The following is a 22,465-nucleotide window of genomic DNA, read 5'->3' as shown; positions in this document are numbered from 1 at the left end:
CAAGTCATGCACCGCAAGAACGGCGTCGAATGAAGGTGGCCTTGCTAGAACGGCCTGAAGAAGATGGCCATCTCTTCTTCTTGCGCTCCAGTGACTTGCGCAACACCAGGGTCAGCACAGAAGTCGCAGTTGCGGTAAAAAAACGTCGTGTCTCACCTGCAATTGAAAATTATGTGTCCTTACTTAGATGGGCTGATGTCATTTTTGCCTGTAACCCATTGATTTTAATTGATCAAAATTAAAAAATGTCTGCCGCCTTATGCTGGTTTCCCCAAAACCTGAATGCATTGGCCGATCAACAAAAAACCCCGATTCCGGGGTTTTTTGTTGGGCTGGCGGATCGGCCTCCGCCAGTCAAGGTATCGGTCGGAGAAAACGTCAGCGCACCGGATAGGGTTTCCCGAGATCCCAGCGTGACTGCCAGTGCGCCAGATACTGGCGTGTCACCTCCGGCATGTTCCGGATGACCACCACGTTTTCCGAGTTGGCCGTTTCGGCCGACTGCGCGAAATTGAACGAGCCGGTTTCCACCGTATTGCCGTCGACGATGATCGTCTTGTCGTGGTGGAGGTGGAAATGGTCGTTGGTGCGCAGGGCCACGCCGTTGCGGGTCACGAAATCCATGGCCGCCTTGCTCGTCTTGCTCAGGTTGCGCCGTTTGTCGATCACCACCCGGACCGCCACTCCGCGCTGCGCCGCATCGACCAACGCCTGCATGATGTCGGGGGCCTGGAAGGCGTAGGCGAGCATCTGGATGCTGTGCTGCGCGCTGCCGATCGTTTCCAGCACCAGCTGGCGCGCCGAGCCTTCCGGCGAGAAGCCCACCTGGATATCGGGTTCGGCGTGGGAGAGCACCGGCAGGCAGAGCAGGGCCGTCAGTGCGATGCGTCGGATTGCCGTCATGCTTGCCGCCGGAAGTGAATACAGGACGGATGCTGCCAGACTCGCCAGGCGCGATCCATCGGCTTTAAGCCCATGCCCGACGCAGGCTGGGTTGGCATCCCCGCCGGGCCCCGTCCCCGCCAAAAATCCCACCCCCTCATTCCTGACTTGTCTCAACGGCAAGCCGGGAAAAAACGACTAGGCTGGTTGCCAGCGCGCGGACCTGCGCGGAGGAAGGCAAGACCATGCATGAACTCTCCCTGGCGGAAAACGTGATCCGCATCGTCGAGAACGCCGCGCGGCAGGCGCGGGCGCGGCGTATCAGCCGGGTTCGGCTGGGGGTGGGCGCGCTGGCGCACGTCGAGCCGGATACGCTGCAATTCTGCTGCGAGCTGGCCGCCCGGCAGACCCTGCTGGCCGAGGCGGTGTTCGAGGTGGAGCGGATGCCGGGGCGGGCGCACTGCAACGGCTGCAACCAGGACGTGGCGCTGAAGCGGATCGGCCTGCCTTGCCCGCAATGCGGCAGCTTCGATCTGCGGGTGACGGCGGGCGAAGAGATGCAGGTGCTGGAAGTGGTCGTGGCCTGATCCGGCAATACCGGCCCGGTGGGCGGGCCGGCTTCAATGCGTGGGGCTTGGGCGGGTTTCCGTCGGTTGATTCGACGCCGGCAAGGCAAATGCCGACCCTGCAAGACCTATGGTCATGGCATCGGTATTGAACGATGCGAGGAGTCTGAAATGTGTACCACCTGCGGTTGTGGTCATGGCGACACCACCATCAACGGCATCAGCCCGGTGCGGCGCAAGCGCGCCGCCGGCGCGGGCCACGGTTATCGACTGCCCGGCGAGCATGAACATGAGCACGAGCACGGGCCGGTGGTGGGGCCGCTGGGCGCGGCGCACGCGCCGGAGGTGGACCCGGAGCGCACCTTGCGGCTGGAGCACGACATCCTGGCCAGCAACGACGCGCTGGCGGCGCAGAACCGCGAGCGCCTGGCCGCGCGGGGCATCTTTGCGCTGAACCTGGTGTCCAGCCCGGGCTCTGGCAAGACCACGCTGCTGGTGGAGACCATCCGCCAATGGCGGCAGCACACGGCGGTGGCGGTGATCGAGGGCGATCAACAGACGGCCAACGATGCGGACCGCATCCGCGAGACCGGCGCGCCGGCGGTGCAGATCAATACCGGCAAGGGCTGCCACCTGGATGCGCACATGGTGGCGCAGGCGCTGGATACCTTGCAGGGCGAGGGCGCGCTGGCGGCCGACAGCCTGTTGCTGATCGAGAACGTCGGCAATCTGGTGTGCCCGGCGGCGTTCGACCTGGGCGAGGCGCACAAGGTGGCGATCCTGTCGGTGACCGAGGGCGAGGACAAGCCGCTCAAGTATCCCGACATGTTCCGCGCGGCCGATCTGATGGTGCTGAGCAAGATCGATCTGCTGCCATACCTGGATTTCGATGTGGATGCCGCCATCCGCATGGCGCGGCAGGTGCGCCCCGGCCTGCCGGTGATCTGCCTGTCGGTCAGGAGCGGGCAGGGCATGGACGAATGGCTGGGCTGGTTGCGTGCCGGCTGCGGCAAGGCGCGTCGCGTCGCCGAGCCGGTCTGAAATGGACACGCAGCGCCAGCGCCTGACGGTGCGCGGGATCGTGCAGGGAGTGGGCTTTCGCCCCTTCGTGTATCGCCTGGCGCATGAGCTGGCGCTGAACGGCTGGGTGCGCAACGACGGCCAGGGCGTCACCCTGGAGATCGAAGGCTCGCCGATCCACCTGGCGCAGTTCGCCGACCGGCTGCGTGGCGACGCGCCGCCGCTGGCGCGCATCGACCGCCTCGACGCCGTGCCCGTCGCCGCCCGGCGGCCATTCGCGGGTTTCCGCATCCTGCACAGCGACGCCGCTGGCAACGAAGCGGCCATCGGCGCCGACAGTTGCACCTGTCCGGCGTGTCTGGCGGAGTTGTTCGACCCCGCCGATCGCCGCTACCGCTACGCCTTCATCAACTGCACCGATTGCGGCCCGCGCTATACGTTGGTGTCGCGCCTGCCCTACGACCGGGCGAACACCAGCATGGCGGCCTTCGCGCAATGCGCGCCGTGCCGGAACGAATACACCGATCCGCTGCATCGGCGCTTTCACGCCGAACCCAATGCCTGTCCCGATTGTGGACCGCAATTGCAACTGCTCGACGCGACGGGCGCGCCCATCGCCGGTGATGCCATCGCGCAGACGCTGGCGCTGATCGCGCGGGGCGGGATCGTCGCCATCAAGGGGCTGGGCGGCTTTCATCTGGTCTGCGACGCGCGCAATGCCACGGCGGTGGCCACGCTGCGGGCGCGCAAGCAGCGCGAGGAAAAGCCGCTGGCGGTGATGGTGGCCAACGGGGCGTCGCTGGCTGGTGTCGCCGACGCCAACGACGCCGAGCGCGCCTGGCTGACCAGCGCGGCCCGGCCGATCGTGCTGGTCGACAAGACGACCGACACCGATCGGCAACTGGCGGGCGTCGCACCGCACCTGGCGTCGATCGGCGTGATGCTGCCGTATACCCCCATCCATTACCTGTTGTTCCACGAAGCGGCCGGCCGGCCGGCCGGCGTGGCGTGGCTGGAACAGCCGCAGTCGCTGGCGCTGGTGATGACCAGCGCCAACCCGCACGGCGAGCCGCTGGTGATCGACAACCGGGAAGCGCTGGCCCAACTGTCCGGGATCGCCGATGCGTTCCTGCAGCACGACCGCGATATCGTGGTCCGTTGCGACGACAGCGTGGTGCGGGTGGATAGCCAGGGCGCGCCGCAATTCGTGCGCCGCGCGCGGGGATATACGCCGCGCGCCGTGCCGCTGGCCACCGCGGGCGCGCCGGTGCTGGCGCTGGGCGGCTTTTTCAAGAACACCCTGTGCCTGACGCGTGGCGATCAGGCCTTTCTGTCGCAATACATCGGCGACCTGGACCGCGTCGCCAATTGCCTGGCGCTGGAAGCCGCGTGCGAACACCTGATGCATTTGCTGCACATCACGCCGCAGCTCGTCGCGCACGACAGGCATCCCGACTTCTTCAGCACGCAGCTCGCGTCGCGGCTGGCGGCGCAATGGCAGGTGCCCTGCATCGCCGTGCAGCACCATCACGCGCACATCGCGGCGGTGCTGGCCGAACATGGGCTGGATCAGCCGGTGCTGGGGCTGGCGCTCGACGGCGTCGGCCTGGGCGACGACGGCACCGCCTGGGGCGGCGAGCTGCTGCGGGTGGACGGGGCCGACTATCGTCGGCTGGGCCACTTGCGACCCATCGCCATGCCGGGCGCCGACCGGGCCGCGCGCGAACCCTGGCGCATGGCCGCCGCCGCGCTGGCGCAACTGGGGCGGGCCGACGAGATCGCCACCCGCTTTGCCGCGCAGTCCGGTGCCGGGCTGGTCGCCCAGTTGCTGGCGCGCCCGCAGCCGCTCACCACCAGCATGGGCCGCTATTTCGACGCGGCCGCCGGCCTGCTCGGCCTTGCCCCGACCATGCGTTTCGAAGCCCAGGCGGCGATGCTGCTGGAGGGCGCGGCCGCGCAGCACGGCGCCTGTGCGCCGGAAAGCGGCCTGTACCGGATCGACGGGTCGCTGCAACTGGATTTGTCGCCGCTGCTGGCGCGGCTGGCCGATTGCGACCGGCCGGGCTACGGCGCCGCGCTGTTCCATGCGGTGCTGGTCGAAGCGCTGGCCGACTGGGTGGCGGTCGCCGCCGCACAAAGCGGCGTGCGCACCGTGGCGGGCGGCGGCGGTTGTTTCCTGAACGCGCTGTTGCGCGACGGCCTGCATCACGCGCTGGCGCGGCGCGGGCTGACGCTTTACACCAGCCAGGCCGTGCCCTGTGGCGACGGCGGCCTGGCGCTGGGGCAGGCCTGGGTGGCGCGGCGGATGGCCGCGTCGCAAGCGGGCGGCCCCGGATCTCTGGCTTGAACTTGTTGGAAAGGAACTCCCATGTGCCTGGCAATTCCCGCACGCGTCACCGAACTGCTTGAAGGCGATCAGGCGCGGATCGAGCTGGGCGGCGTGCACAAAGTGGTGTCGGTCGCGCTGGTCGACGAGGTGGCGGTCGGCGACTACCTGATCGTCCATGTCGGCTACGCCATCGGCAAGCTCGACCCGGAAGAGGCCGAGCAGACGCTGGCGCTGTTCGCCGCGATGGCCAAGGCCGATCCGACCAATCCGGCCCCCTACCTGTGAGCGCCGCGATGAAATACATCGACGAATTCCGCGACGGCGACCTGGCGCGCGGGCTGGCCAATGCCATCGCCGACGCCGCCGACCCGGCGCGCGGCTACCGGCTGATGGAGTTCTGCGGCGGCCACACGCACGCGATCTCGCGCTATGGCCTGCAAGACCTGCTGCCGGCCAACGTGCGCATGATCCACGGCCCGGGCTGTCCGGTGTGCGTGCTGCCGATCGGCCGCATCGACAGTGCCATCGCGCTGGCCACCGAGCACGACGTGATCCTGTGCACCTACGCCGACACCCTGCGCGTGCCGGCCAGCGGCGGCTTGTCGCTGCTGAAGGCCAAGGCGCAGGGCGCCGACATCCGCATGGTGTATTCGTGCGCCGACGCGCTGCGCATCGCCCAGGACAACCCGCAGCGCGAGGTGGTGTTCTTCGCCATCGGCTTCGAAACCACCACGCCGCCGACCGCCGCCATCCTGTTGCAGGCCGCGCAGCTGGGGCTGGGCAACTTCAGCGTGCTGTGCAACCACGTGCTGACCCCGGCGGCGATGGTGCACATCATGGAATCGGAACGCGACCCGGCCGCGGTGGCCATCGACGGCTTCGTCGGCCCGGCGCACGTCAGCACGGTGATCGGCTCGGCACCCTACGAGGCGTTCGTCGCCCGCTACCGGCGCCCGGTGGTGATCGCCGGCTTCGAGCCGCTGGACGTGATGCAGTCGATCCTGATGCTGGTGCGGCAGGTCAACGAGGGCCGCGCCCAGGTCGAGAACGAATTCACCCGCGCGGTGACGCGCGAAGGCAACCGCAAGGCGCAGGCGATGTGCGAACAGGTGTTCACGCTGCGCGACAGCTTCGACTGGCGCGGTCTGGGCGAAGTCCCGCACAGCGCGTTGCAGATCCGCCCCGAGTTCGCGCAGTTCGACGCCGAGCTGCGCTATGGCGTCGGCTATCGCCAGGTGCCCGATCACAAGGCGTGCGAGTGCGCCGCCATCCTGCGCGGGCACAAGCAGCCGGCCGACTGCAAGGTGTTCGGCACCGTGTGCACGCCGGATCACCCGATCGGCGCCTGCATGGTGTCGTCCGAGGGCGCCTGTGCGGCGCACTACACCTATGGGCGATTCCGGCTGCAACCTGAATGACGCTGGCGCGGCGGCTGGCAGCGTATGACTCTCCCCGAACCGCTTCCCACATAGGCCACTCATGACCTCTTACATCCGCCCCCTCGATTTCAGGAATGGCCGCGTCGATCTGTCCCACGGCAGCGGCGGGCGGGCGATGGCGCAGCTGATCGACGAGCTGTTCGCCCGCCATTTCGCCAACGAGATTCTGGCCGAGCAGGCCGATGGCGCGTGCTTCGCCTTGCCGGCCGGGGCGGGGCGGATGGTGATGGCCACCGACAGCCACGTGGTGTCGCCGCTGTTCTTCCCGGGCGGCGACATCGGCGCGCTGTCGGTGCACGGCACCATCAACGATGTGGCGATGATGGGCGCGCGACCGTTGTACCTGAGCGCCAGCTTCATCCTGGAAGAAGGCTTTCCGCTGGCCGAGCTGCTGCGGATCGTCAAGTCGATGGCGCAGGCCGCGCGCGAGGCGGGCGTCGCCATCGTCACCGGCGACACCAAGGTGGTCGAGGCCGGCAAGGGCGACGGTGTGTTCATCACCACCACCGGCATCGGCGTCATGCCCGAAGGCGTGACGTTGGGCGCCGGCCGCATCGCCGTGGGCGACCGCATCCTGGTGTCGGGCATGCTGGGCGATCACGGGGTGGCGATCATGTCGCACCGCGAGAACCTCACCTTCGAGACCACCATCCAGTCCGACACCGCCGCGCTGCACGGGTTGGTGGCAACCATGCTTGCCGCCGCGCCCGAGCTGCACGCGCTGCGCGATCCCACCCGCGGCGGGCTGGCCACCGTGCTCAACGAATTCGCCAAGGCCAGCGGACACGGCATGCTGATCCACGAAAAGGCCATCCCGGTGCGCAGCGAAGTGGCCGCCGCGTGCGAGTTGCTGGGGCTGGACCCGCTCTACGTGGCCAACGAGGGCAAGCTGGTGGCGTTCTGCGCGGCGCCGGACGCCGACGCGCTGCTCGCGGCGATGCGCGCGCATCCGCTGGGGCGCGACGCGGCGATCGTCGGCGAGGTGATCGCCGACCCGCACGCCTTCGTGCAGATGCAGACGGCATTCGGCGGGCGGCGCATGGTGGACTGGCTTACCGGCGAGCAGTTGCCGCGCATCTGCTGAGGGGGGGCGGCCGCGCCGGCGGCACAGCTGGGAGAGACCGATCGGCCCGGACCGTCGGCGACCTGGTGACGATTACGGCGGCATTGGCCCGAAGGCCCGTCAATGCAGCGTGGTTTTTTCCCGGCTAAGATCACTCTTTTTTACCTTTGCAGAGGCGCCCCACCATGCAGCAAACGAAGTTCTGGCTCCCCGAGTCCGATATTCCCACGCACTGGTACAACATCGTCGCGGACATGCCCAACCCGCCCGCGGCGGTGCTCGGCCCGGATGGTCAGCCGATCGGCCCGGACGCGCTGTCGGCGATCTTCCCCAATGCGGTGATCGAACAGGAAGTCAGCCGCGAGCGCTGGATTCCGATCCCCGAGCCGGTGCGCGAGATCTATCGGCTGTGGCGCCCGACGGCGCTGGTGCGGGCGCACCGTCTCGAAGCCGCGCTCGGCACGCCGGCGCATATCTACTACAAGTACGAAGGCGCCAGCCCGGCCGGCTCGCACAAGCTGAATTCGGCGATTGCGCAGGCGTATTACAACAAGCAGGAAGGCGTCACCCGCATGACGACCGAGACCGGCGCCGGGCAATGGGGCAGTTCGCTGGCGCTGGCCGGCGAGATGTTCGGCATCGACGTGCGCGTCTACATGGTGAAGGTGAGCTATCAGCAAAAGCCGTTCCGCCGCTCGATGATGCAGACCTGGGGCGCGACGGTGCTCGCCAGCCCGAGCATGGAAACGGCCAGCGGCCGCGACGCACTGGCCAAGGACCCGGACAACCCCGGCTCGCTGGGGCTGGCGATCGCCGAGGCGGTGGAGGAGGCCGCGTCGCGTGCGGATACCAACTACGGCCTCGGCTCGGTGCTCAACCATGTGCTGCTGCACCAGACGGTGATCGGGCTGGAGGCGAAGAAGCAGTTCGCCATGGCCGGCGAATACCCGGACATGATCTTCGCGCCGTGCGGTGGCGGTTCGAACTTCGGCGGCGTGGCGTTTCCGTTCCTGGCCGATAAGGCGGCCGGCAGGAATGTGCGGCTGGTCGCGGTCGAGCCGGCGTCGTGTCCCAGCCTGACGCGCGGCCACTATGCCTACGATTTCGGCGACACCGTCGGCCTGACGCCGCTGATGAAGCAATACACGCTGGGCCACGACTTCATGCCGCCGTCGATCCATGCCGGCGGCTTGCGCTACCACGGCGCCAGCACGCTGGTCAGCCAGCTCTACCACGAGAAGCTGATCGAAGCCGTGGCGGTGCCGCAGCTGTCCACTTTCGAAGCCGGGGTTGCTTTCGCCCGCGCCGAGGGGATCATCCCCGCGCCGGAATCCTGCCACGCGATTCGCGCCTGCATCGATGAGGCGGTGCGCTGCAAGGAATCGGGCGAACCCAAGGTGCTGTTCTTCAACCTGTCCGGCCACGGCCATTTCGACATGGCCAGCTACGACAAGTACTTCCAGGGCGAGCTGGAAGACTATGCCTACCCGGAAGAGGCCATCGTCGCCGCGCTGGCGCGCCTGCCCAAGGTGCCCGCCTGATCGCGGCGCTGGTGCAGCAATGAAACAGGCCGGCATTTGCCGGCCTGTTTCATTTCAGGGCGCATCCGGATTCGGACACGGATACGAAGGCTGGAAAGCACGCGGCCCGCGTGCGCCTAGCCGACCATATCCTTCAGCTTGCTCAGCAGCGTGTCGATCTGCGCCGGCTTGCTCAGCATGCCGCTGATCGGCGGCAGATAGCTCTGCTTTTCGTTCAGCGAGAAGCGGAAATGCGTGAGCTGGTCGATGGCCGTCAGCAGCAGGATGGGGGTGTCGCGGATCGCCGCGTAGCGCGAATCCGGGCGGTCGTCGCGGATCTGGTAGACCAGCTCGAAGCCGGCGTTGTCCGTTTCCAGCATGGCTTCGGTCACGATGGCGTCCGGCGCCAGCGCCAGCGCCAGCCGGCGGCCCTCGACGGCGGAATGCGCGCAGATGACGGCGTAGCCGTTGGCTTCCAGAGTGCCGCTCAGGCTTTCGCACAGCGCCTTGTCGTTGTCGATCAACAGGATTTTCTTCATGGGGATTCCTATCGGGCCGCGCTTACTTGAGCAGTTCGTAGATCACGTTGCGCTTTTCCCAGGCCTCGTTGCGTTCGTACATGTCGATCGGGAACTCCATCTGCTTCAGTTCCACGGGCGCGGCTTGTTTGTCCACCATGCCCAGCGCCAGCGCGACGCCGTAGAGGATGGCCTCGGGGCGCGGCGGGCAGCCGGGGATGTAGTAGTTCACCGGCAGGACCTTGTCCGCGCCGCCGGTGACGTTGTAGGTGTCGAACCAGGCGCCGCCGCCGGTGGCGCACGAGCCGATGGCGAACACCAGCTTGGGATTGGGGATCGCCTCGTAGGCGCGCTTGACCAGCGGCAGCGTCGGCCGGGTGACGGCGCCGGAGATCAGCATGGCGTCGGCGTGGCGCGGCGAGGCCACCAGCTTGATGCCGAAGCGCTCCACGTCGTAGAACGGGGTCAGGATGTTCAGGATCTCGATGTCGCATCCGTTGCAGGCCCCGGTGTTGCAGTGGTAGACCCAGATGGATTTCCCGAACATGCGTTTGCACAGGCGTTTCAGCATGGTCTACTCCTTATCGCTCGGACGCTTGTAGTTGTCGGATTCCTTGAGCAGTTCCGGCGAGAATGTCTCGCTGGTCGTGCGGACCAGCGCGCGCTGCTCGAGGTTGTCGTAACGGAAGCCCTTCAGGTTGATGCGGTCGATGGCGTTGCTCTTCTCCATCTCGTAGCAACGGCCGCAGCGCTGGCAGGTCATCATGAACAGTTCGAGGCGGGTGGTGATGTCGTCCTTGTCGTCGCACGCGATCTCGAAGCTGTTGCTCATGGTGATCGCGCCTTCCGGACAGATGTCGGCGCAGCGCCCGCAATAGGTGCAGCGCGAACCGTCGTACAGCATCACGCGCAGTTCCTGGCACACGTCGCGGGTGAGGATGCAGCGCGACGGGCAATGGTCGGAACAACCGCCACAGCCGATGCATTTCTGGTGATCCCACACCGGCTGGCCGCGCAGGTTCTTGGGAACAGGCGGGCGCTCAGCGGGGTAGTTCAGCGTGACGACCCCCGGCTTCATGACCATCAAAAGCTGTTTGATCTTGCTGGTTAGCCACATGGCAGTTCTCCTTGGATGTCGTTAGAAGATCACTGCCGCGCCGATGGCGGCGAGGGCGATGACGAAGAGTGTGGCGAAGTACCTGATCGCCTGGTCGATGCGGTAGCGCGGGTGGGTAGCCGACAGCAGGCCGATCAGCAGGAACACCAGCGCCGTCAGCACCACCTGCAGCAGCAGGTCGAGGACGAAGTAACCGGACTTGAGCAGCGGCACGAACATGGCGATCGGCAGATAGGCGTAGAACATCTGCTTGAGCATCATGTAGTACTTGAACAGCGCGTAGTTCGGCCCGCTGTACTCGATGAAGGGGCCGCCCAGCAGCTCCTGCTCGGCCTCGGCCATGTCGAACGGCTGGCGCGCGACGAAGGCCTGCAGCGCGAACAGGCTGACCACGATCATCACGATGCCCGGCCAGCCGAATTCGGCCGACGGCGTGCCGTAGATCACGGCGGTCAGGTCCAGGCTGCCGGTCTTGAGCACGCCCAGCAGCAGGATCATGAACAGGATCGGCTCGACCATGATCATGGTGGTCATTTCGCGGCTGGCGCCGATCAGCGCGTAGATGTTCTTGCTGGCGAAGGCGCCCAGCAGCACGGCCACGCCGCCCAGCGTCAGCAGGTAGACCAGCGAGATGGTGTCGGCGTAGGGCGTCAGCGCGGTGGCATGACCGGCCACCGGCAGGATGGCGATCACGCACAGCATCGAGGCGAACGCCACCAGCGGGGCCAGGCGGAACGGCAGGATGCCGGTCGAATCGATGTTCTCCTTGCCCAGCAGCTTGAGCACGTCGTAGAACGACTGCGCCAGCGGCGGGCCCTTGCGGCTTTGCACGCGCGCCATCACCCGGCGCACGATGCCGTCGAACAGCGGCGCCAGCGCCAGGAACAGCACCAGGTTGGCGACCACCTGCGCGATGCCCACGAAAAGGTTGGGTGTCGGGTTCATGGTGTCAGGCCCTTTGCTGTTGTTTGCGCGACATGGCGTCCAGCTCCGCCTTGGAGATCGAGCTGGACTTGCCGGTTTGCAGATCGACCACCGCCACGCGGTCGGTACAGGAGAAGCACGGGTCGATGCTGCCCATCACGATCGGGAAGTCGGCGAACTGCTCGTCGAGCAGCATCAGCGGCACCGCCTGCAGGTTGGGGAAGGTGGGGGCGCGCACGCGCCAGCGCTCGGGGCGGTTCTCCTCGCCGGTGATTACGTAGTGCACCGACTCGCCGCGCGGCGCCTCGACCACGGTGATGGCGTGGCGCAGCGCGGGGATCTTGTCCTTCATCTCCACGAAGATCTCGCCGCCGGGCATCTTGTCCAGGCACTGGCGGATGATCTTGATCGCCTCGAAGGTCTCGATCACGCGGATCACCAGGGTGGCCCACACGTCGCAACTGTCGAGCACCGGCACTTCGAACTTCACTTCGTCGTAGGCGGCGTAGGGGTGATCGCGGCGGGCGTCGATGTCGATGCCGCGCGCGCGCGCCACCGGGCCGACCAGGCTCCAGTCGAGCGCCTGTTCCCTGGTGATGGTGCCGACGCCCTTGGTGCGCTTGTGGATCGAGGTGTCCTTCTCGATGGCGCGGTGGATCACCATCAGTTCTTCTTCGATCTTGTTGACGACGTTGCGGATGTCCTCGGCGATTTCCGGGGTGATGTCGCGTCGCACGCCGCCCACCAGGATCATGCCGTAGGTCTTGCGGTTGCCGGTCAGGCGCTCGCACAGCCACATGATCTGCTCGCGCACGCGCCATGCCTGCATGAACACGGTGTCGAAGCCGATCAGGTGGCCGGCCACGCCCAGCCACAGCAGGTTGGAGTGGATGCGCTCGATCTCCAGCATCAGGGTGCGGATGAACTCGGCGCGGCGCGGGATGACCAGGCCGGCGGCCGATTCGACCGCCTGCGAGAACGCGGTGGCGTGCACCGAGCCGCAGATGCCGCAGATGCGTTCGGCAATGAACGGCACCTCGTTGTAGCTGACCTGGGTCTGGCACAGCTTCTCGATGCCGCGGTGGGTCATGAAGCCGCGGTAGTCGCAGCCCTTGATGGTCTCGCCGTCGACGTAGACCGCGAAGTGCTCGGGCTCGTGCAGGCTGGGGTGGAACGGGCCCACCGGCACGATCTTGGTGCCCGGCGGGGCTTCGTCCAGCTCGTAGGCGACGTCCTCGGCGCCCTTGGGCACCAGGTCGTGCGGCACGTCCTTGCGCAGCGGGTAGATGCCGTCGGGCCAGTCGTCGGCCAGCACCAGCTTCTTCGGCTTCGGGTGGCCGGCGAAGCGCAGGCCGAGCAGGTCGGTGACTTCGCGTTCGGACCAGCCGGCGGACGGCAGATCGGGCGTGATCGATTCGATCACCGGATCGCCCACCGGCGCGGTGGTGCGGCAGCAGACGAACTGGTTGCAGTCGTCCAGCGCGAAGGTGTGGATCATGCCCAGGGTGCCGTCGCGGGCGATGTTGTCGTAGCCGACGCTGCACAGGTAGCGCGCACCGGCGCCGTGGATGATCTTCGCCGCCTCGCGGATCCCGGCGCGCTTGACGTCGACGAAGATGGTGCGGGCGTCGGTCTTCTCGACGCACACCACGTCATCGCGCAAACGGGCGATCAGCTTCGCTTCTAGTTCCTTTCTCATCTTTCAACCCCTGGAATCTCTAAAAATCAGGCGCCGCGCACGTTGCCGCCGGTCCACTTCATGAACTTCTTGAAGGCGTCGAAGATATGGCTGCTCAGGTAACGGTTGGCGTTGTTCAGGGTCTGGTAGCCGCACAGCCAGACCGGGGCGGTGCGCTCCTCGGCGCCGCCGGCCTTGCGCAGCCACAGCGCGAACAGCATGGCCACGGCCAGCATGGCGATCATCACCAGCGGCAGCGAGAACGCCACCGGCGCATCGCCCAGCCGCAAGGTGACGCCCGCGTACGATTGCGCCAGCGACGACAGCATTTCCGGCGTGCCCAGCACCTGGGTGATGGAGCCGGCGGAGGTGGCGAGCACCCGGCCGAACAGCGCGACGAACAGGAAGGGGAACAGGCCCTGCACCAGGCAGACCGCGGCCAGCACCAGCTTGGGCAGCAGCATGGCGGTGCTGACTTCGTGGATGTCGTTCTTCTCGTTCCACTCGACGCCCACCGAGGTGAAGGTCATGCCATAGAACTTGACGTAGGTGGCCAGCGTCATGGCGCTGGTCACCAGCGCGATCACGCCGAAGATCACGAAGATGCCGGCCGCCTTGCCCGGCAGCAGCGCCGCGCCGACGATGGCCCACTTGCTGGTGAAGCCGGAGAACGCCGGCACGCCGGAGACGGCGATGGCCGCGATGCCGGCGATGACGGCGGTGACCGGCATCAGGCCGAACAGGCCGCCCAGCTTGTCGAGATCCTTGGTGCCGGTGGTGTATTGCACGCTGCCGGTGCACAGGAACAGCAGGCCCTTGAACACCGCGTGGTTCAGCGTGTGGCACAGCGCGCCGAACAGTGCCAGCAGCGCCAGCGCCTGCAGGCCGGCTTCGTGGCCGAGGTAGTAGCGGGCACAGCCGATGGCCATGATGATGTAGCCGATCTGGCCGATCGAGCTGTAGGCGTGCAGCCGCTTGGCGTCCACCTGCTTCACCGCCTGCGCGGTGCCGATGAACAGCGTCACCACGCCGACAAAGGCGGTCACCAGCCCCCAGTACTGCAATTCGTGCGCCGGCATGCTGTCCGGGGTCATCCAGAACAGCGTGCGCAGCATGCCGTAGACGCCGGTCTTGATCATCACGCCGGACAGCATGGCGCTGATCGGGGAGGGCGCCACCGAGTGGGCGTCGGGCAGCCACAGCTGGCCGAGCGGGAACATGCCGGCCTTCATGCCGAAGCCCAGCATCGCCAGCGCCAGCAGCAGGGTGCGCAGGCCGGTGTCGACGACGCCGAGGTTTTCGGCGATCTGGTGCAGCGAGGCGCCCCAGCCGCAGCCCGGCACCATCAGCCCGGCGGCGAGCACCGCCGCCCACGCCAGTTCCATCAGCAGCAGGTACTTGTTGGCGTTCCTGACGATCGTTTCGTCCTTGTAATCGAAGCGGATCAGGAAGAACGACGCCAGGGTCATCATCTGCCAGGCGATGGTGAAGCCCGTGGTCAGATCGTCGACGGTGACGATGCCGATCATGCCGGCGACGAACACCGGGTAGCAGAAGAAGAAACTGCGCAGGCTGTAGTGGCGATAGTGATCCATCTCCATGTAGCCGATGCAGTAGAACGCCGTGACCGTGGCCATCAGCGAGATCAGCGCCATGAACACGGCGGAGAAGCCGTCGATCATCAGCGGCATCACCAGCCCGCCCAGGTGCAGGTCGAACGTGGCGGGCGCGCCGGTGCCGATCAACACCTGGCAGGCGACGCCGGTGAAGATCAGCGCGGCGGCCAGGCAGGCGAGGAAGTTCAGCGTGCCGGCGAGCTTGCGGTGCGTGGCGAACAGGGGCACGACGACGGCGGATGCCACCAGCAGCAGCACCCCGGTCATCAGGCCGTTGTAGATGTTGAAATCCATATTCAGTTACTCCTCCCGACTCGCCCGATCACCAGGTCGATGACTGTTTCGGCGCTATCCAGAATGTCCTTGCTCATTGCCATGCCGAAGTCGATGTTCTCCGCGGCGATGCCGAGCAGGTAGACCGTCTTGCCGTGCTGCGCCAGCACGCTGGCGGCCATGGACAGCGCCAGCTTGTGGGTCGAATAGCCGCCGCCCACTTCCAGCTCCGCCAGCTCGCCCAGCACCAGCGAGCCGGGGGCGCCGCCGGTGCCCTGCACCGCGTCGATCACCAGCACGTTGGCGACCTCGCTGTCGGCGATGCGGAACACGTGGTTCTCGATGACGTCCTCGGCATCGACCACGACGTGGCCGTCGGCGGGCGGCAGCTCGGTCTGGAGCCGGCCGGCGATGAAGGGGCCCACCGCGTCGTCGCTGCGCAGCGTGTTGCCGACGCCGACGATGCAGGTGGGGCGCGACAGAATGCGGGTGAGGTCTTGGGCGAGGCTCATATCTGCTCGCCCAGGGTCTTGATCTGGCGGTAGGTGTAGACCGGCCCGTCGGTGCAGACCAGCGTGCGGCCGATGGCGCAGTGCTGGCACTTGCCGATGCCGCACTTCATCTGGCGCTCCAGCGTGGAGACGATGGCGTCCTCGCTCATGCCGCGCTTGAGGAACTCGCCGATCACGCTGTTGAACATCACGGGCGGGCCGCAGACGAAGGCCACGCTGTTGTCGATCGGCACATTGGCCTTGTCGACCAGCTGGTTGACGTAGCCGACCTCGCCATCCCAGCCTTCCTCGGGACGGTCGATGGTGATGAAGGTCTCGAAGCCGGCGTTCTGCTTCCAGAGCTGGATATCCGGCTGGTACATCAGGTCGCGCGAGCTGCGCGCGCCGTAGAGCAGGATGATGCGGCCGAAGTCCTCGCGGTGCTGCAAGGCATGCACGATCGAGCTGCGCAGCGGGATCAGGCCGATGCCGCCCGCCACGTAGATGATGTTCTTGCCCTTGATCTCCTCGAACGGGAAACCGTTGCCGAACGGGCCGCGCACGCCGAGCTTGTCGCCCGGCTTCAGCGCGTGCAGCGCATGGGTGACCTTGCCGACTGCGCGCACCGAGATGTGGAAGCGGTCGTTCTCCGGGCTGGGCGGCAGCGACACGGCGAATTCGCCGGCGCCGAACACCGTGCACATGATGAACTGGCCCGACTTGATGCGGAATTCGCGCTCGACATCCTTGTTCAGGAACGACATGTAGAACGTCTTGACCTCGGGGGCCTCATCGCGGATCTCGTCGATGTTGACCACCTCGGGGAAGGTGACGATCGGACACAGCCCCGTCTGCTTGCAGGTTCCGTGGGCATGGCTGCCGTGACAGTTGGACATGGATCGCTTCCCTTATTCCGTGATTTCGCGGCGAATGTACTGGACGACATTCGGCAGCCCGATGTCGCCCGGACAGACCCACTGGCAGCGGCCGCAGCCGACGCAGCCGGGGCGCAGGTATTTCTTCGACTGGGGGTAGGAGAGCTTGCAGAAGAAGCGCTTGTTGCGGCGGTCCTCCACCGGCTGGCGCGGGTTGTGGTCGCCCGCCATGCGCGCGTAGCCCTCGAAGGAACAGGAGTCGTGGGTGCGCAGCCGCTCGCACTCGCCGTCGCACATCCGCGAATCCTCGACGTTGAAGCAGCTGCAGGTCGGGCAGACGAAGGAACAGGCGCCGCATTCGAAGCACTGGTCGCCGATGTATTCCCAGGTTTCGCTCTTGATGAAGCCGGTGGTGATCCGGTTCATCACGCGCGACACCCACGCCTTGTTGTCGGTGGCCATTTCCGGGAACAGGTCGATGCAGCGGTCGACCACCGCCTTGTGTTCGGAAAGGTGATGCGGCTGCGCCGGCTTCCAATTGCGCTCGTCGGCGATGGCCTGGCCCTTTTCGCTGCCGACCCGCACCAGATAACCGTCCTTCAGCTTGGTCAGATCGAGATCGAAGCCTTCATCGGCATCGGGGCCGGAATGGGTGCAGACGCAGAAGCATTGCGGAAAGGGATTCAGGCAGGTATTGCTGATCAGCAGGCATTGGCGGCGATGGGTCAGATACACGTCGTCGACGAATTCCTGGCCGAGAAAGAAGCGGTCGAGCACCAGAATGCCCGACAGATCGCAAGGCCGCAGTCCGAACAATACCTTCGGCCTTTCGGCATACGGCTTGCTCATTTCGACGCTTTGCGCCTCGGCGTCGTATTTGTATTGGAGCACCCGCTCCATTTGCGGAAACAGGATTTCCTTCACCGGCATCGACGGAATCGGGGCTTCCAGATTCAGCGCCTCGACATCGCCGAGCTGGTCGAAGAACACCTGCTGGGTCTGCGGGTCGACCTGCGGGCCGTAGACGTCGTAGGAAGCACGAAGCGCTTCGGCCAGCTGCTTGATCTCATGTGAAGACACAATGTACATGGACATGGTTAGCGCCTCGCTATTCATGCTTCTTGGATTTTGATGGGAATCACGCTTTCCTCGCCGGCCGCGTAGGCGTTTTCATACGGGATCAGGAAATCGGAAATCATGTTCTTGATGAAATACGGGATATAGGCGGTGCCGTTCTGCACGTCCGGCGAGATCTTCACCGCGATCTTCATGCAGGTGCCGGTGCTGGAGCAGACATTGACCAGCCATTTGTCGCGCACTTTCAAATTGGCGGCGTCTTCCGGCGAAATCTCGATATAGCCCTGCGGATAAAGCCAGAGGGTCTGGTCGTATTCGCGGCGCGGCACGATGGTCTTGCGCATCAGATTGTTCTGGTGCCAATAGTGCTGCGCCTTGCCGATCATCAATGCGAACGGGAATTCGGGCGTGGTCGGCGATTCCCAGTATTCGATATTGATCGCGTTGAATTTGCGCTGGCGCGAATTGGGGAACGCCTTGGGATTCCAGTGCTGGCCGAACCCCTTGCCCAGCAGTTCGTGGCTCAGGTCGGCGTAGCCGGGCACCTTGGCCGCGATGTCGGCGAAGACGCCGGCGGCGTCCTGATAACCCCAGGCTTTCCCGGACGCGACGGCAAGCCGCTGGAACAGCGCCCAGCCCGGCAGCACGCCGTGCGGGTTGTCGACGTTCTTGCGGGTGATCTGCACCCGCTTGTCGGCGGCGGTGTAGGTGCCGTCGGTCTCGTTGTATGCCGGTAGCGGGAACACCACGTGCGCCAAGTCCATGAAGGCGTTGCGGTAGGCACAGGAATAGGCGACGAAATCCAGTTTGGAGATGCGTTCCTTGTCGCGGATGATGCCGTCGTCATGGTCGATCACGAACAGCGCGCGGATCGGCGAATCCGGCTCGGCCAGCGCCTTGAACACGCTGTTGCCGGGCTCGCCGGACACGCCCATGTCGAAGCCGCCTTGCAGGTTGCTGATGCCCGCCACCGGGATCACCGCCGAATGCTCGTGATCCATGCGGTCGGTGAGCAGCGCCAGGTTGGTGATCGCGTCGATGGTGGGGCGGTCCAGCCCGGAAATGCCGCTGGAGAACAGGAACACGATGGACTTGGCCTGTTCCAGGAACTTGGCTTCCTCTTCGATCTCCTCGTAGCGGATGCCGCTGGCACGCTCCAGCGCCACCGAGGAAATGCTGCGCAGCGACGCGACGTACTCGGTATGGCCGGGCATCTGGTCCACGTTGGCGCGGCGCTCGCGGTTGGCGGTGCGGATCGCCAGCAGCGCCTTGGCCAGCGCGTTGACCAGCAGGCCCTTGGTGCCCGGCTTCTGCTGGAAGTGCTTGGTCGACAGCTTGGCGATCTGGGTGCGCGAACTGGACAGCGTCACCACGCGGGCGCCGCGGCGCTGGGCGGCGTGGATGTTGCCGCCGATCACCGGGTTCTGCCGGGTGATGTCGGTGCCGATCACCAGGATGTAGTCGGCCTTGTCGATGCTGGTCAGGCTGCCGTGCGCGCCGGGGTAGCCGAAGGCGTGCTCCAGCGACGCCATGCTCTTGCGATGGCCGGCCTCGGCGCCGATGCCGCGCACCGTGGTGCCGAACACCTCGCGTGCCAGCCGGCCCAGCGCGAAGCTGTCCTCGTTGGACGAGCGCGCCGACGCCAGGATGCCGATCTCGCCGGCGGCGCCGTCGAACTGACGCATGCGTTCGACCACCAGCGCGATCGCTTCTTCGTAGCTGGCTTCGCGCAACTGGCCGTTCTCGCGGATCAGCGGCGTGGTGATCCGCTCGTTGGTGCTCAGCAGCTCATTGGCGTGCCAGCCCCGGATGCAGAGCTTGCCCTTGCTGACCGGGTGCGCGATCAGCGGCGCCACGCCAAAGACCTTTCTGCCGTCCGTCTTCAGAAACTGGCCGCACCCAGTGCCGCACAGGTTGCACACGCACGCCTTGTAGTTCATGAGTTTCATAGGTTCACGAGCCTTTCGTTTCGCGCAGAGGCATTGCCGGAAATAAAAAAGCGGACGAAAAACCGCCGCCTTCGGAATCGTCTGGAAAACCGGATCGTCCCGCCCCGGTGCTTCCAATTTCTAAATAAGATTCCTTCTCGATTGCTATCGAGGTGCCGACTTCATCGGCAAAGGTGTTCGAAGCGCGCCGCGGCGGGAATGGGAAAAAACCGAAAACGGGATTGCGGCTGATATCGATCAGCATTGCCGCCGTTTTCTGCACCGCGCTGTCGGATCGCGCGAAAATGCCGCTCAGCACCTGGTAGTCCGCTGCATGAGTCAACTCCTGCGATAAACGCCATTTATCAGGTTGTTGCCGTACCGGAAGAGCAAAGCGGAGTGGGGCACGCAGGGGAACCGGCGTGGCGACCCGAGCAGGGAACGGATCTGCAATTGGTCTTTGAACGTCCACGAACGGCGCGTGAACGGCTACTTGCGCTCTTCCATTGTTTATATTTTTGCAATATCGGGCTGGCGTCCAAATGCAATCCAATGCCGAACGAACCCGCAAATCGCCTTTTACGGAGAAGTCTAACGGCTCATCTGCCGGGAACGTTGCGCGAGGTCAAACGGATAGATCGCATGAGCTACAAAAATAGCGGGCACACTAGTCAGGATTACAGGAGCACTCAATGCACATTCCAAGCGAAATGCTCAATGGTTCCATCTGTCCCGTTAGCGCGGCCCTCGCGGTAACGGGTATTGCTTTGGCCACTCGCTTTGCAATCAAGTCAGCAAACAAACCCGATTCCTTGCGCTTCGCCGCCGTGGCCGCGCTGATCTTTGCAGGGCAGATGCTCAATTTCCCGGTGCAAAGCGGCACCTCCGGCCATTTATTGGGTGGCGTGCTGGCTTCGGCCGTGCTCGGCGTGCCTTACGGCGTGCTGGCGATGGCGCTGGTCGTCGCCATCCAGTCGCTGGTATTCGCCGACGGCGGCCTGCTGGTGCTGGGGGTCAACGTCTTCAACATGGCGCTGATCGGTGCCGGTGTCGGCGGCCTGTTGCATGCGCTGCTGCTGCGGCGCGGACTGCATCGCAACGTGGCGCTGATGCTGGCCGGCTGGGCGTCGATCATGCTGGCCGCCACGGCGTGCAGCGTGGAACTGGCGCTCAGCGGCACCATCGCCGCCAGCCAGGTGTTGCCGGCGATGCTGGGCGTGCATGCGCTGATCGGCGTGGGCGAGGCCCTGGTCACGCTGCTGCTGGTCGGTCTGCTCGACAGCCGGCCCGCCAGTTCGGGGTCGTGGAAGGTCGCCACGCCGTTCCTCGGCGCGTTGCTGATGGCCACCGTGCTCAGCCCGTTCGCCAGCGCCTATCCCGACGGCCTGGAGTGGGTGGCGCAGCAGTACGGCTTCCTCAAGGAAAGCGCTCCGCTGTTCGTGGCGCCGCTGGCCGACTACGCGGTGCCCGCGCTGGGCGATTCGGTGCTCTCCACCGCGCTGGCCGGGCTGGCCGGCGTGCTGCTGGTGGCTGCGCTGGGCGCGCTGCTGGCCAGGATGCTGCGCACCGCCGCCAAGCCGTCGCTGGCGGGTTGATTCCACCACGTGAAGCGGCGTTCCGGCGAGGACATGCTCCCCGCCGGAGCGCCGTTTTGCCATTGAGCGGAGCGCGTTTGGCCCGTTGCTCCGCCTCATCGATTGACTGGCGGTGCCGCCCGCGCAACGCCGTAACCACCGACGTCCATCCGCCTATCGTCGCTACCAGGATGTTTTGCCAGCTGGCCGGCAATCATTCGCGTTAGCATTTCGTCATCCCACAGCGGCGCGCGGCGCAAGGAACGACGGATGACGCAATCTACGGGCGGAGCGGACTCGGCCTCCGGGCGGATCGATCGGCACCTCGCCGAGCTGGGCGATTGGCGCGGCCAGACGCTGGCGACGATGCGCAGGCTCATCAGGGAAGCCGACCCGGACATCGTCGAGACCTGGAAATGGGACATCCCGGTGTGGGAACACGCCGGCGTGATCTGCACCGGCGAATCGTACAAGGGCAAGGTGAAGCTCACCTTCGCCAAGGGCGCGGCGCTGGACGACCCGGCCGGCTTGTTCAACGCCAGCCTCGACGGCAAGACGCGCCGGGCGATCGATATCCAGCAAGGCGAGGAGATCGACGCCGGGGCGTTCCAGGCATTGGTTCGTGGGGCGGTGGCGCTCAATGTCGCCGGCAAGACAAAACGCAGCAACTAGGCGCCATCGCCGGCCGATGAAACGGAACAGCCCCGCGTTTGCGGGGCTGTCTGCATTCAGGCTGTGCTTGGCCGGCATCACCTCGCCTCACGCATTGAACCCGCCATCGATGGTCAGGTTTGCCCCGGTGACGAAGGCCGCTTCCGCGCTCGCCACGTAGGCCACCATGCCGGCGATCTCGTCGGGGTGGGCGTGACGGGGCACGGCCATCAACCGGTGCATGGCGTCGGCGAAATCGCCCACTTCGGGGTTCATGTCGGTGTTGGTCGGGCCGGGCTGGACGTTGTTGACGGTGATGCCGCGCGGCCCCAGGTCGCGCGCCATGCCCTGCACCAGGCCGCGCAGCGCCGATTTGCTCATGGCGTAGGCGGCGCCGCCGGCAAACGGGATGCGCTCGGCGTTGCAGCTGCTGATGTTGACGATGCGTCCGCCCTGGCCCATGTGCGGCAGCACGGCCTGGCTGGCGACGAACACGGCGCGCACGTTCACCGCCAGGGTGTGGTCGAAGTCGGCCAGCGACAGCGCGTCCACGGGGCCCAGGTGCGCCACGCCGGCGTTGTTCACCAGGATGTCGATGCGGCCGAAGCGGGCGGCGGCGGTGGCGATGGCCTGGGTCAGCGCCTCGGCATCGGCGGCGTCGGCCTGCAACGCCAGCGCGCGGCCGCCGGCGGCTTCCAGCTCGGCGGCCAGCGCCTGTGCCTGCGGGGCGGAGCCGTGATAGGTGAAGGCCACGGTCGCGCCGTCGCGGGCCAGGCGGCGGACGATGGCGGCGCCGATGCCGCGCGAGCCACCCGTGACGAAAGCGATCCGGTCGGCGAAGGGCTTGTTCATGTTTGCTGCTCCTGAAGTCATGGAAAGGTGTCGCCAGTATCGTCATGGCATTCCCGCTTCGGTAGCGCATAA

Annotated in this window: 23 protein-coding genes; 10 read left to right on the top strand and 13 right to left on the bottom strand. The window is 66.0% G+C overall.

Annotation, left to right across the window (positions count from 1 at the left end; genetic code table 11):
- The first annotated feature begins 29 nt into the window (after positions 1 to 29).
- Positions 30 to 242, top strand: coding sequence for a hypothetical protein (locus C556_RS23250; protein ID WP_157236242.1), 213 nt, complete (start codon positions 30 to 32; stop codon positions 240 to 242).
- A 136-nt stretch (positions 243 to 378) separates the two neighbouring features.
- Here the strand turns inward: C556_RS23250 and C556_RS0117130 are convergent, their stop codons facing one another.
- Positions 379 to 903: a phospholipase D family nuclease gene (locus C556_RS0117130; RefSeq protein WP_018749477.1), complete on the bottom strand. Its 525-nt coding sequence runs from the start codon at positions 901 to 903 to the stop codon at positions 379 to 381.
- A 224-nt stretch (positions 904 to 1,127) separates the two neighbouring features.
- On the opposite strand from C556_RS0117130, the gene hypA reads away from it, so the two are divergent.
- From hypA to C556_RS0117095, 7 genes are all read left to right on the top strand, one after another.
- Positions 1,128 to 1,469 (top strand): hydrogenase maturation nickel metallochaperone HypA, encoded by a 342-nt coding sequence (gene hypA / locus C556_RS0117125; RefSeq protein WP_018749476.1) that lies wholly within the window; start codon positions 1,128 to 1,130, stop codon positions 1,467 to 1,469.
- A gap of 150 nt (positions 1,470 to 1,619) precedes the next feature.
- A complete protein-coding gene (hypB, locus tag C556_RS0117120) occupies positions 1,620 to 2,489 on the top strand; it encodes a hydrogenase nickel incorporation protein HypB (RefSeq protein WP_018749475.1) in 870 nt (289 codons plus the stop codon).
- Between the two features lies 1 nt (position 2,490).
- Positions 2,491 to 4,815 carry a carbamoyltransferase HypF gene (hypF, locus tag C556_RS0117115; RefSeq protein WP_018749474.1) on the top strand — a complete coding sequence of 775 codons (2,325 nt, stop codon included), beginning with the start codon at positions 2,491 to 2,493 and terminating at the stop codon, positions 4,813 to 4,815.
- Positions 4,816 to 4,836: 21 nt separating this feature from the next.
- The gene (locus C556_RS0117110) at positions 4,837 to 5,082 is read left to right on the top strand and encodes a HypC/HybG/HupF family hydrogenase formation chaperone (RefSeq protein WP_018749473.1); all 246 of its coding nucleotides are present in this window, start codon (positions 4,837 to 4,839) and stop codon (positions 5,080 to 5,082) included.
- Positions 5,083 to 5,090: 8 nt separating this feature from the next.
- A complete protein-coding gene (hypD, locus tag C556_RS0117105; RefSeq protein WP_018749472.1) occupies positions 5,091 to 6,215 on the top strand; it encodes a hydrogenase formation protein HypD in 1,125 nt (374 codons plus the stop codon).
- 61 nt (positions 6,216 to 6,276) lie between these two features.
- Positions 6,277 to 7,320, top strand: a complete 1,044-nt coding sequence (gene hypE / locus C556_RS0117100; RefSeq protein ID WP_026263171.1) for a hydrogenase expression/formation protein HypE — start codon at positions 6,277 to 6,279, stop codon at positions 7,318 to 7,320.
- Between the two features lie 164 nt (positions 7,321 to 7,484).
- A complete protein-coding gene (locus C556_RS0117095; RefSeq protein WP_018749470.1) occupies positions 7,485 to 8,840 on the top strand; it encodes a TrpB-like pyridoxal phosphate-dependent enzyme in 1,356 nt (451 codons plus the stop codon).
- A gap of 116 nt (positions 8,841 to 8,956) precedes the next feature.
- Here C556_RS0117095 and C556_RS0117090 read toward each other — a convergent pair whose 3' ends face one another.
- Genes C556_RS0117090 through C556_RS23245 form a run of 11 tightly spaced genes read right to left on the bottom strand, consistent with a single transcriptional unit; the run spans position 8,957 to position 19,788 of the window.
- The gene (locus tag C556_RS0117090; protein ID WP_018749469.1) at positions 8,957 to 9,358 is read right to left on the bottom strand and encodes a response regulator transcription factor; all 402 of its coding nucleotides are present in this window, start codon (positions 9,356 to 9,358) and stop codon (positions 8,957 to 8,959) included.
- 22 nt (positions 9,359 to 9,380) lie between these two features.
- Positions 9,381 to 9,908 carry an NADH-quinone oxidoreductase subunit B family protein gene (locus tag C556_RS20945; RefSeq protein ID WP_018749468.1) on the bottom strand — a complete coding sequence of 176 codons (528 nt, stop codon included), beginning with the start codon at positions 9,906 to 9,908 and terminating at the stop codon, positions 9,381 to 9,383.
- Positions 9,909 to 9,911: 3 nt separating this feature from the next.
- Positions 9,912 to 10,454: a 4Fe-4S binding protein gene (locus tag C556_RS20940; protein ID WP_018749467.1), complete on the bottom strand. Its 543-nt coding sequence runs from the start codon at positions 10,452 to 10,454 to the stop codon at positions 9,912 to 9,914.
- 21 nt (positions 10,455 to 10,475) lie between these two features.
- Positions 10,476 to 11,399, bottom strand: coding sequence for a respiratory chain complex I subunit 1 family protein (locus C556_RS0117075; RefSeq protein WP_018749466.1), 924 nt, complete (start codon positions 11,397 to 11,399; stop codon positions 10,476 to 10,478).
- A 4-nt stretch (positions 11,400 to 11,403) separates the two neighbouring features.
- Positions 11,404 to 13,077, bottom strand: a complete 1,674-nt coding sequence (locus C556_RS0117070) for a hydrogenase large subunit (RefSeq protein WP_026263170.1) — start codon at positions 13,075 to 13,077, stop codon at positions 11,404 to 11,406.
- A 26-nt stretch (positions 13,078 to 13,103) separates the two neighbouring features.
- Positions 13,104 to 14,966 (bottom strand): proton-conducting transporter transmembrane domain-containing protein, encoded by a 1,863-nt coding sequence (locus C556_RS0117065; protein ID WP_018749464.1) that lies wholly within the window; start codon positions 14,964 to 14,966, stop codon positions 13,104 to 13,106.
- Between the two features lie 2 nt (positions 14,967 to 14,968).
- Complete coding sequence (locus C556_RS0117060; protein WP_018749463.1) at positions 14,969 to 15,457, bottom strand: hydrogenase maturation protease; 489 nt, start codon at positions 15,455 to 15,457, stop codon at positions 14,969 to 14,971.
- The gene (locus tag C556_RS0117055) at positions 15,454 to 16,332 is read right to left on the bottom strand and encodes an FAD/NAD(P)-binding protein (RefSeq protein ID WP_018749462.1); all 879 of its coding nucleotides are present in this window, start codon (positions 16,330 to 16,332) and stop codon (positions 15,454 to 15,456) included. Before C556_RS0117055 ends, C556_RS0117060 begins: the two co-directional genes overlap by 4 nt.
- A 12-nt stretch (positions 16,333 to 16,344) precedes the next feature.
- Positions 16,345 to 17,406 (bottom strand): 4Fe-4S dicluster domain-containing protein, encoded by a 1,062-nt coding sequence (locus C556_RS0117050; protein WP_211214749.1) that lies wholly within the window; start codon positions 17,404 to 17,406, stop codon positions 16,345 to 16,347.
- A 17-nt stretch (positions 17,407 to 17,423) separates the two neighbouring features.
- A complete protein-coding gene (locus C556_RS0117045) occupies positions 17,424 to 19,328 on the bottom strand; it encodes a molybdopterin oxidoreductase family protein (protein WP_018749460.1) in 1,905 nt (634 codons plus the stop codon).
- Positions 19,329 to 19,341: 13 nt separating this feature from the next.
- Positions 19,342 to 19,788, bottom strand: coding sequence for a hypothetical protein (locus tag C556_RS23245; protein WP_157236241.1), 447 nt, complete (start codon positions 19,786 to 19,788; stop codon positions 19,342 to 19,344).
- Positions 19,789 to 20,008: 220 nt separating this feature from the next.
- Between C556_RS23245 and C556_RS0117040 the strand changes: the two genes are divergently transcribed.
- A complete protein-coding gene (locus C556_RS0117040) occupies positions 20,009 to 20,911 on the top strand; it encodes an energy-coupling factor ABC transporter permease (protein WP_026263169.1) in 903 nt (300 codons plus the stop codon).
- A 249-nt stretch (positions 20,912 to 21,160) separates the two neighbouring features.
- Positions 21,161 to 21,562 carry a DUF1801 domain-containing protein gene (locus C556_RS0117035; RefSeq protein ID WP_018749458.1) on the top strand — a complete coding sequence of 134 codons (402 nt, stop codon included), beginning with the start codon at positions 21,161 to 21,163 and terminating at the stop codon, positions 21,560 to 21,562.
- Positions 21,563 to 21,649: 87 nt separating this feature from the next.
- Here the strand turns inward: C556_RS0117035 and C556_RS0117030 are convergent, their stop codons facing one another.
- Positions 21,650 to 22,393 carry an SDR family oxidoreductase gene (locus C556_RS0117030; protein ID WP_018749457.1) on the bottom strand — a complete coding sequence of 248 codons (744 nt, stop codon included), beginning with the start codon at positions 22,391 to 22,393 and terminating at the stop codon, positions 21,650 to 21,652.
- Positions 22,394 to 22,465 lie beyond the last annotated feature (72 nt).

Origin of the sequence: Chitiniphilus shinanonensis DSM 23277, assembly GCF_000374805.1 — a bacterium.
Lineage (GTDB): Bacteria > Pseudomonadota > Gammaproteobacteria > Burkholderiales > Chitinibacteraceae > Chitiniphilus > Chitiniphilus shinanonensis.
The sequence above is the reverse complement of the archived record's forward strand: the minus strand, read 5'-3'. Positions and strand labels throughout refer to the sequence as shown.

Bases quoted from the DNA above. Each gene is read 5' to 3' on its own strand.
- C556_RS0117090 (WP_018749469.1), bottom strand. From the start codon at position 9,358: ATGAAGAAAATCCTGTTGATCGACAACGACAAGGCGCTGTGCGAAAGC.
- hypD (WP_018749472.1), top strand. From the start codon at position 5,091: ATGAAATACATCGACGAATTCCGCGACGGCGACCTGGCGCGCGGGCTG.
- hypE (WP_026263171.1), top strand. From the start codon at position 6,277: ATGACCTCTTACATCCGCCCCCTCGATTTCAGGAATGGCCGCGTCGAT.
- hypF (WP_018749474.1), top strand. From the start codon at position 2,491: ATGGACACGCAGCGCCAGCGCCTGACGGTGCGCGGGATCGTGCAGGGA.
- C556_RS0117050 (WP_211214749.1), bottom strand. From the start codon at position 17,406: ATGTCCATGTACATTGTGTCTTCACATGAGATCAAGCAGCTGGCCGAA.
- C556_RS0117060 (WP_018749463.1), bottom strand. From the start codon at position 15,457: ATGAGCCTCGCCCAAGACCTCACCCGCATTCTGTCGCGCCCCACCTGC.
- C556_RS23250 (WP_157236242.1), top strand. From the start codon at position 30: ATGAAGGTGGCCTTGCTAGAACGGCCTGAAGAAGATGGCCATCTCTTC.
- C556_RS0117110 (WP_018749473.1), top strand. From the start codon at position 4,837: ATGTGCCTGGCAATTCCCGCACGCGTCACCGAACTGCTTGAAGGCGAT.
- C556_RS0117095 (WP_018749470.1), top strand. From the start codon at position 7,485: ATGCAGCAAACGAAGTTCTGGCTCCCCGAGTCCGATATTCCCACGCAC.
- C556_RS0117045 (WP_018749460.1), bottom strand. From the start codon at position 19,328: ATGAACTACAAGGCGTGCGTGTGCAACCTGTGCGGCACTGGGTGCGGC.
- C556_RS20945 (WP_018749468.1), bottom strand. From the start codon at position 9,908: ATGCTGAAACGCCTGTGCAAACGCATGTTCGGGAAATCCATCTGGGTC.
- C556_RS0117035 (WP_018749458.1), top strand. From the start codon at position 21,161: ATGACGCAATCTACGGGCGGAGCGGACTCGGCCTCCGGGCGGATCGAT.
- C556_RS0117130 (WP_018749477.1), bottom strand. From the start codon at position 903: ATGACGGCAATCCGACGCATCGCACTGACGGCCCTGCTCTGCCTGCCG.
- C556_RS0117075 (WP_018749466.1), bottom strand. From the start codon at position 11,399: ATGAACCCGACACCCAACCTTTTCGTGGGCATCGCGCAGGTGGTCGCC.
- C556_RS0117070 (WP_026263170.1), bottom strand. From the start codon at position 13,077: ATGAGAAAGGAACTAGAAGCGAAGCTGATCGCCCGTTTGCGCGATGAC.
- C556_RS20940 (WP_018749467.1), bottom strand. From the start codon at position 10,454: ATGTGGCTAACCAGCAAGATCAAACAGCTTTTGATGGTCATGAAGCCG.
- C556_RS0117040 (WP_026263169.1), top strand. From the start codon at position 20,009: ATGCACATTCCAAGCGAAATGCTCAATGGTTCCATCTGTCCCGTTAGC.
- hypB (WP_018749475.1), top strand. From the start codon at position 1,620: ATGTGTACCACCTGCGGTTGTGGTCATGGCGACACCACCATCAACGGC.
- C556_RS0117065 (WP_018749464.1), bottom strand. From the start codon at position 14,966: ATGGATTTCAACATCTACAACGGCCTGATGACCGGGGTGCTGCTGCTG.
- C556_RS0117030 (WP_018749457.1), bottom strand. From the start codon at position 22,393: ATGAACAAGCCCTTCGCCGACCGGATCGCTTTCGTCACGGGTGGCTCG.
- hypA (WP_018749476.1), top strand. From the start codon at position 1,128: ATGCATGAACTCTCCCTGGCGGAAAACGTGATCCGCATCGTCGAGAAC.
- C556_RS0117055 (WP_018749462.1), bottom strand. From the start codon at position 16,332: ATGTCCAACTGTCACGGCAGCCATGCCCACGGAACCTGCAAGCAGACG.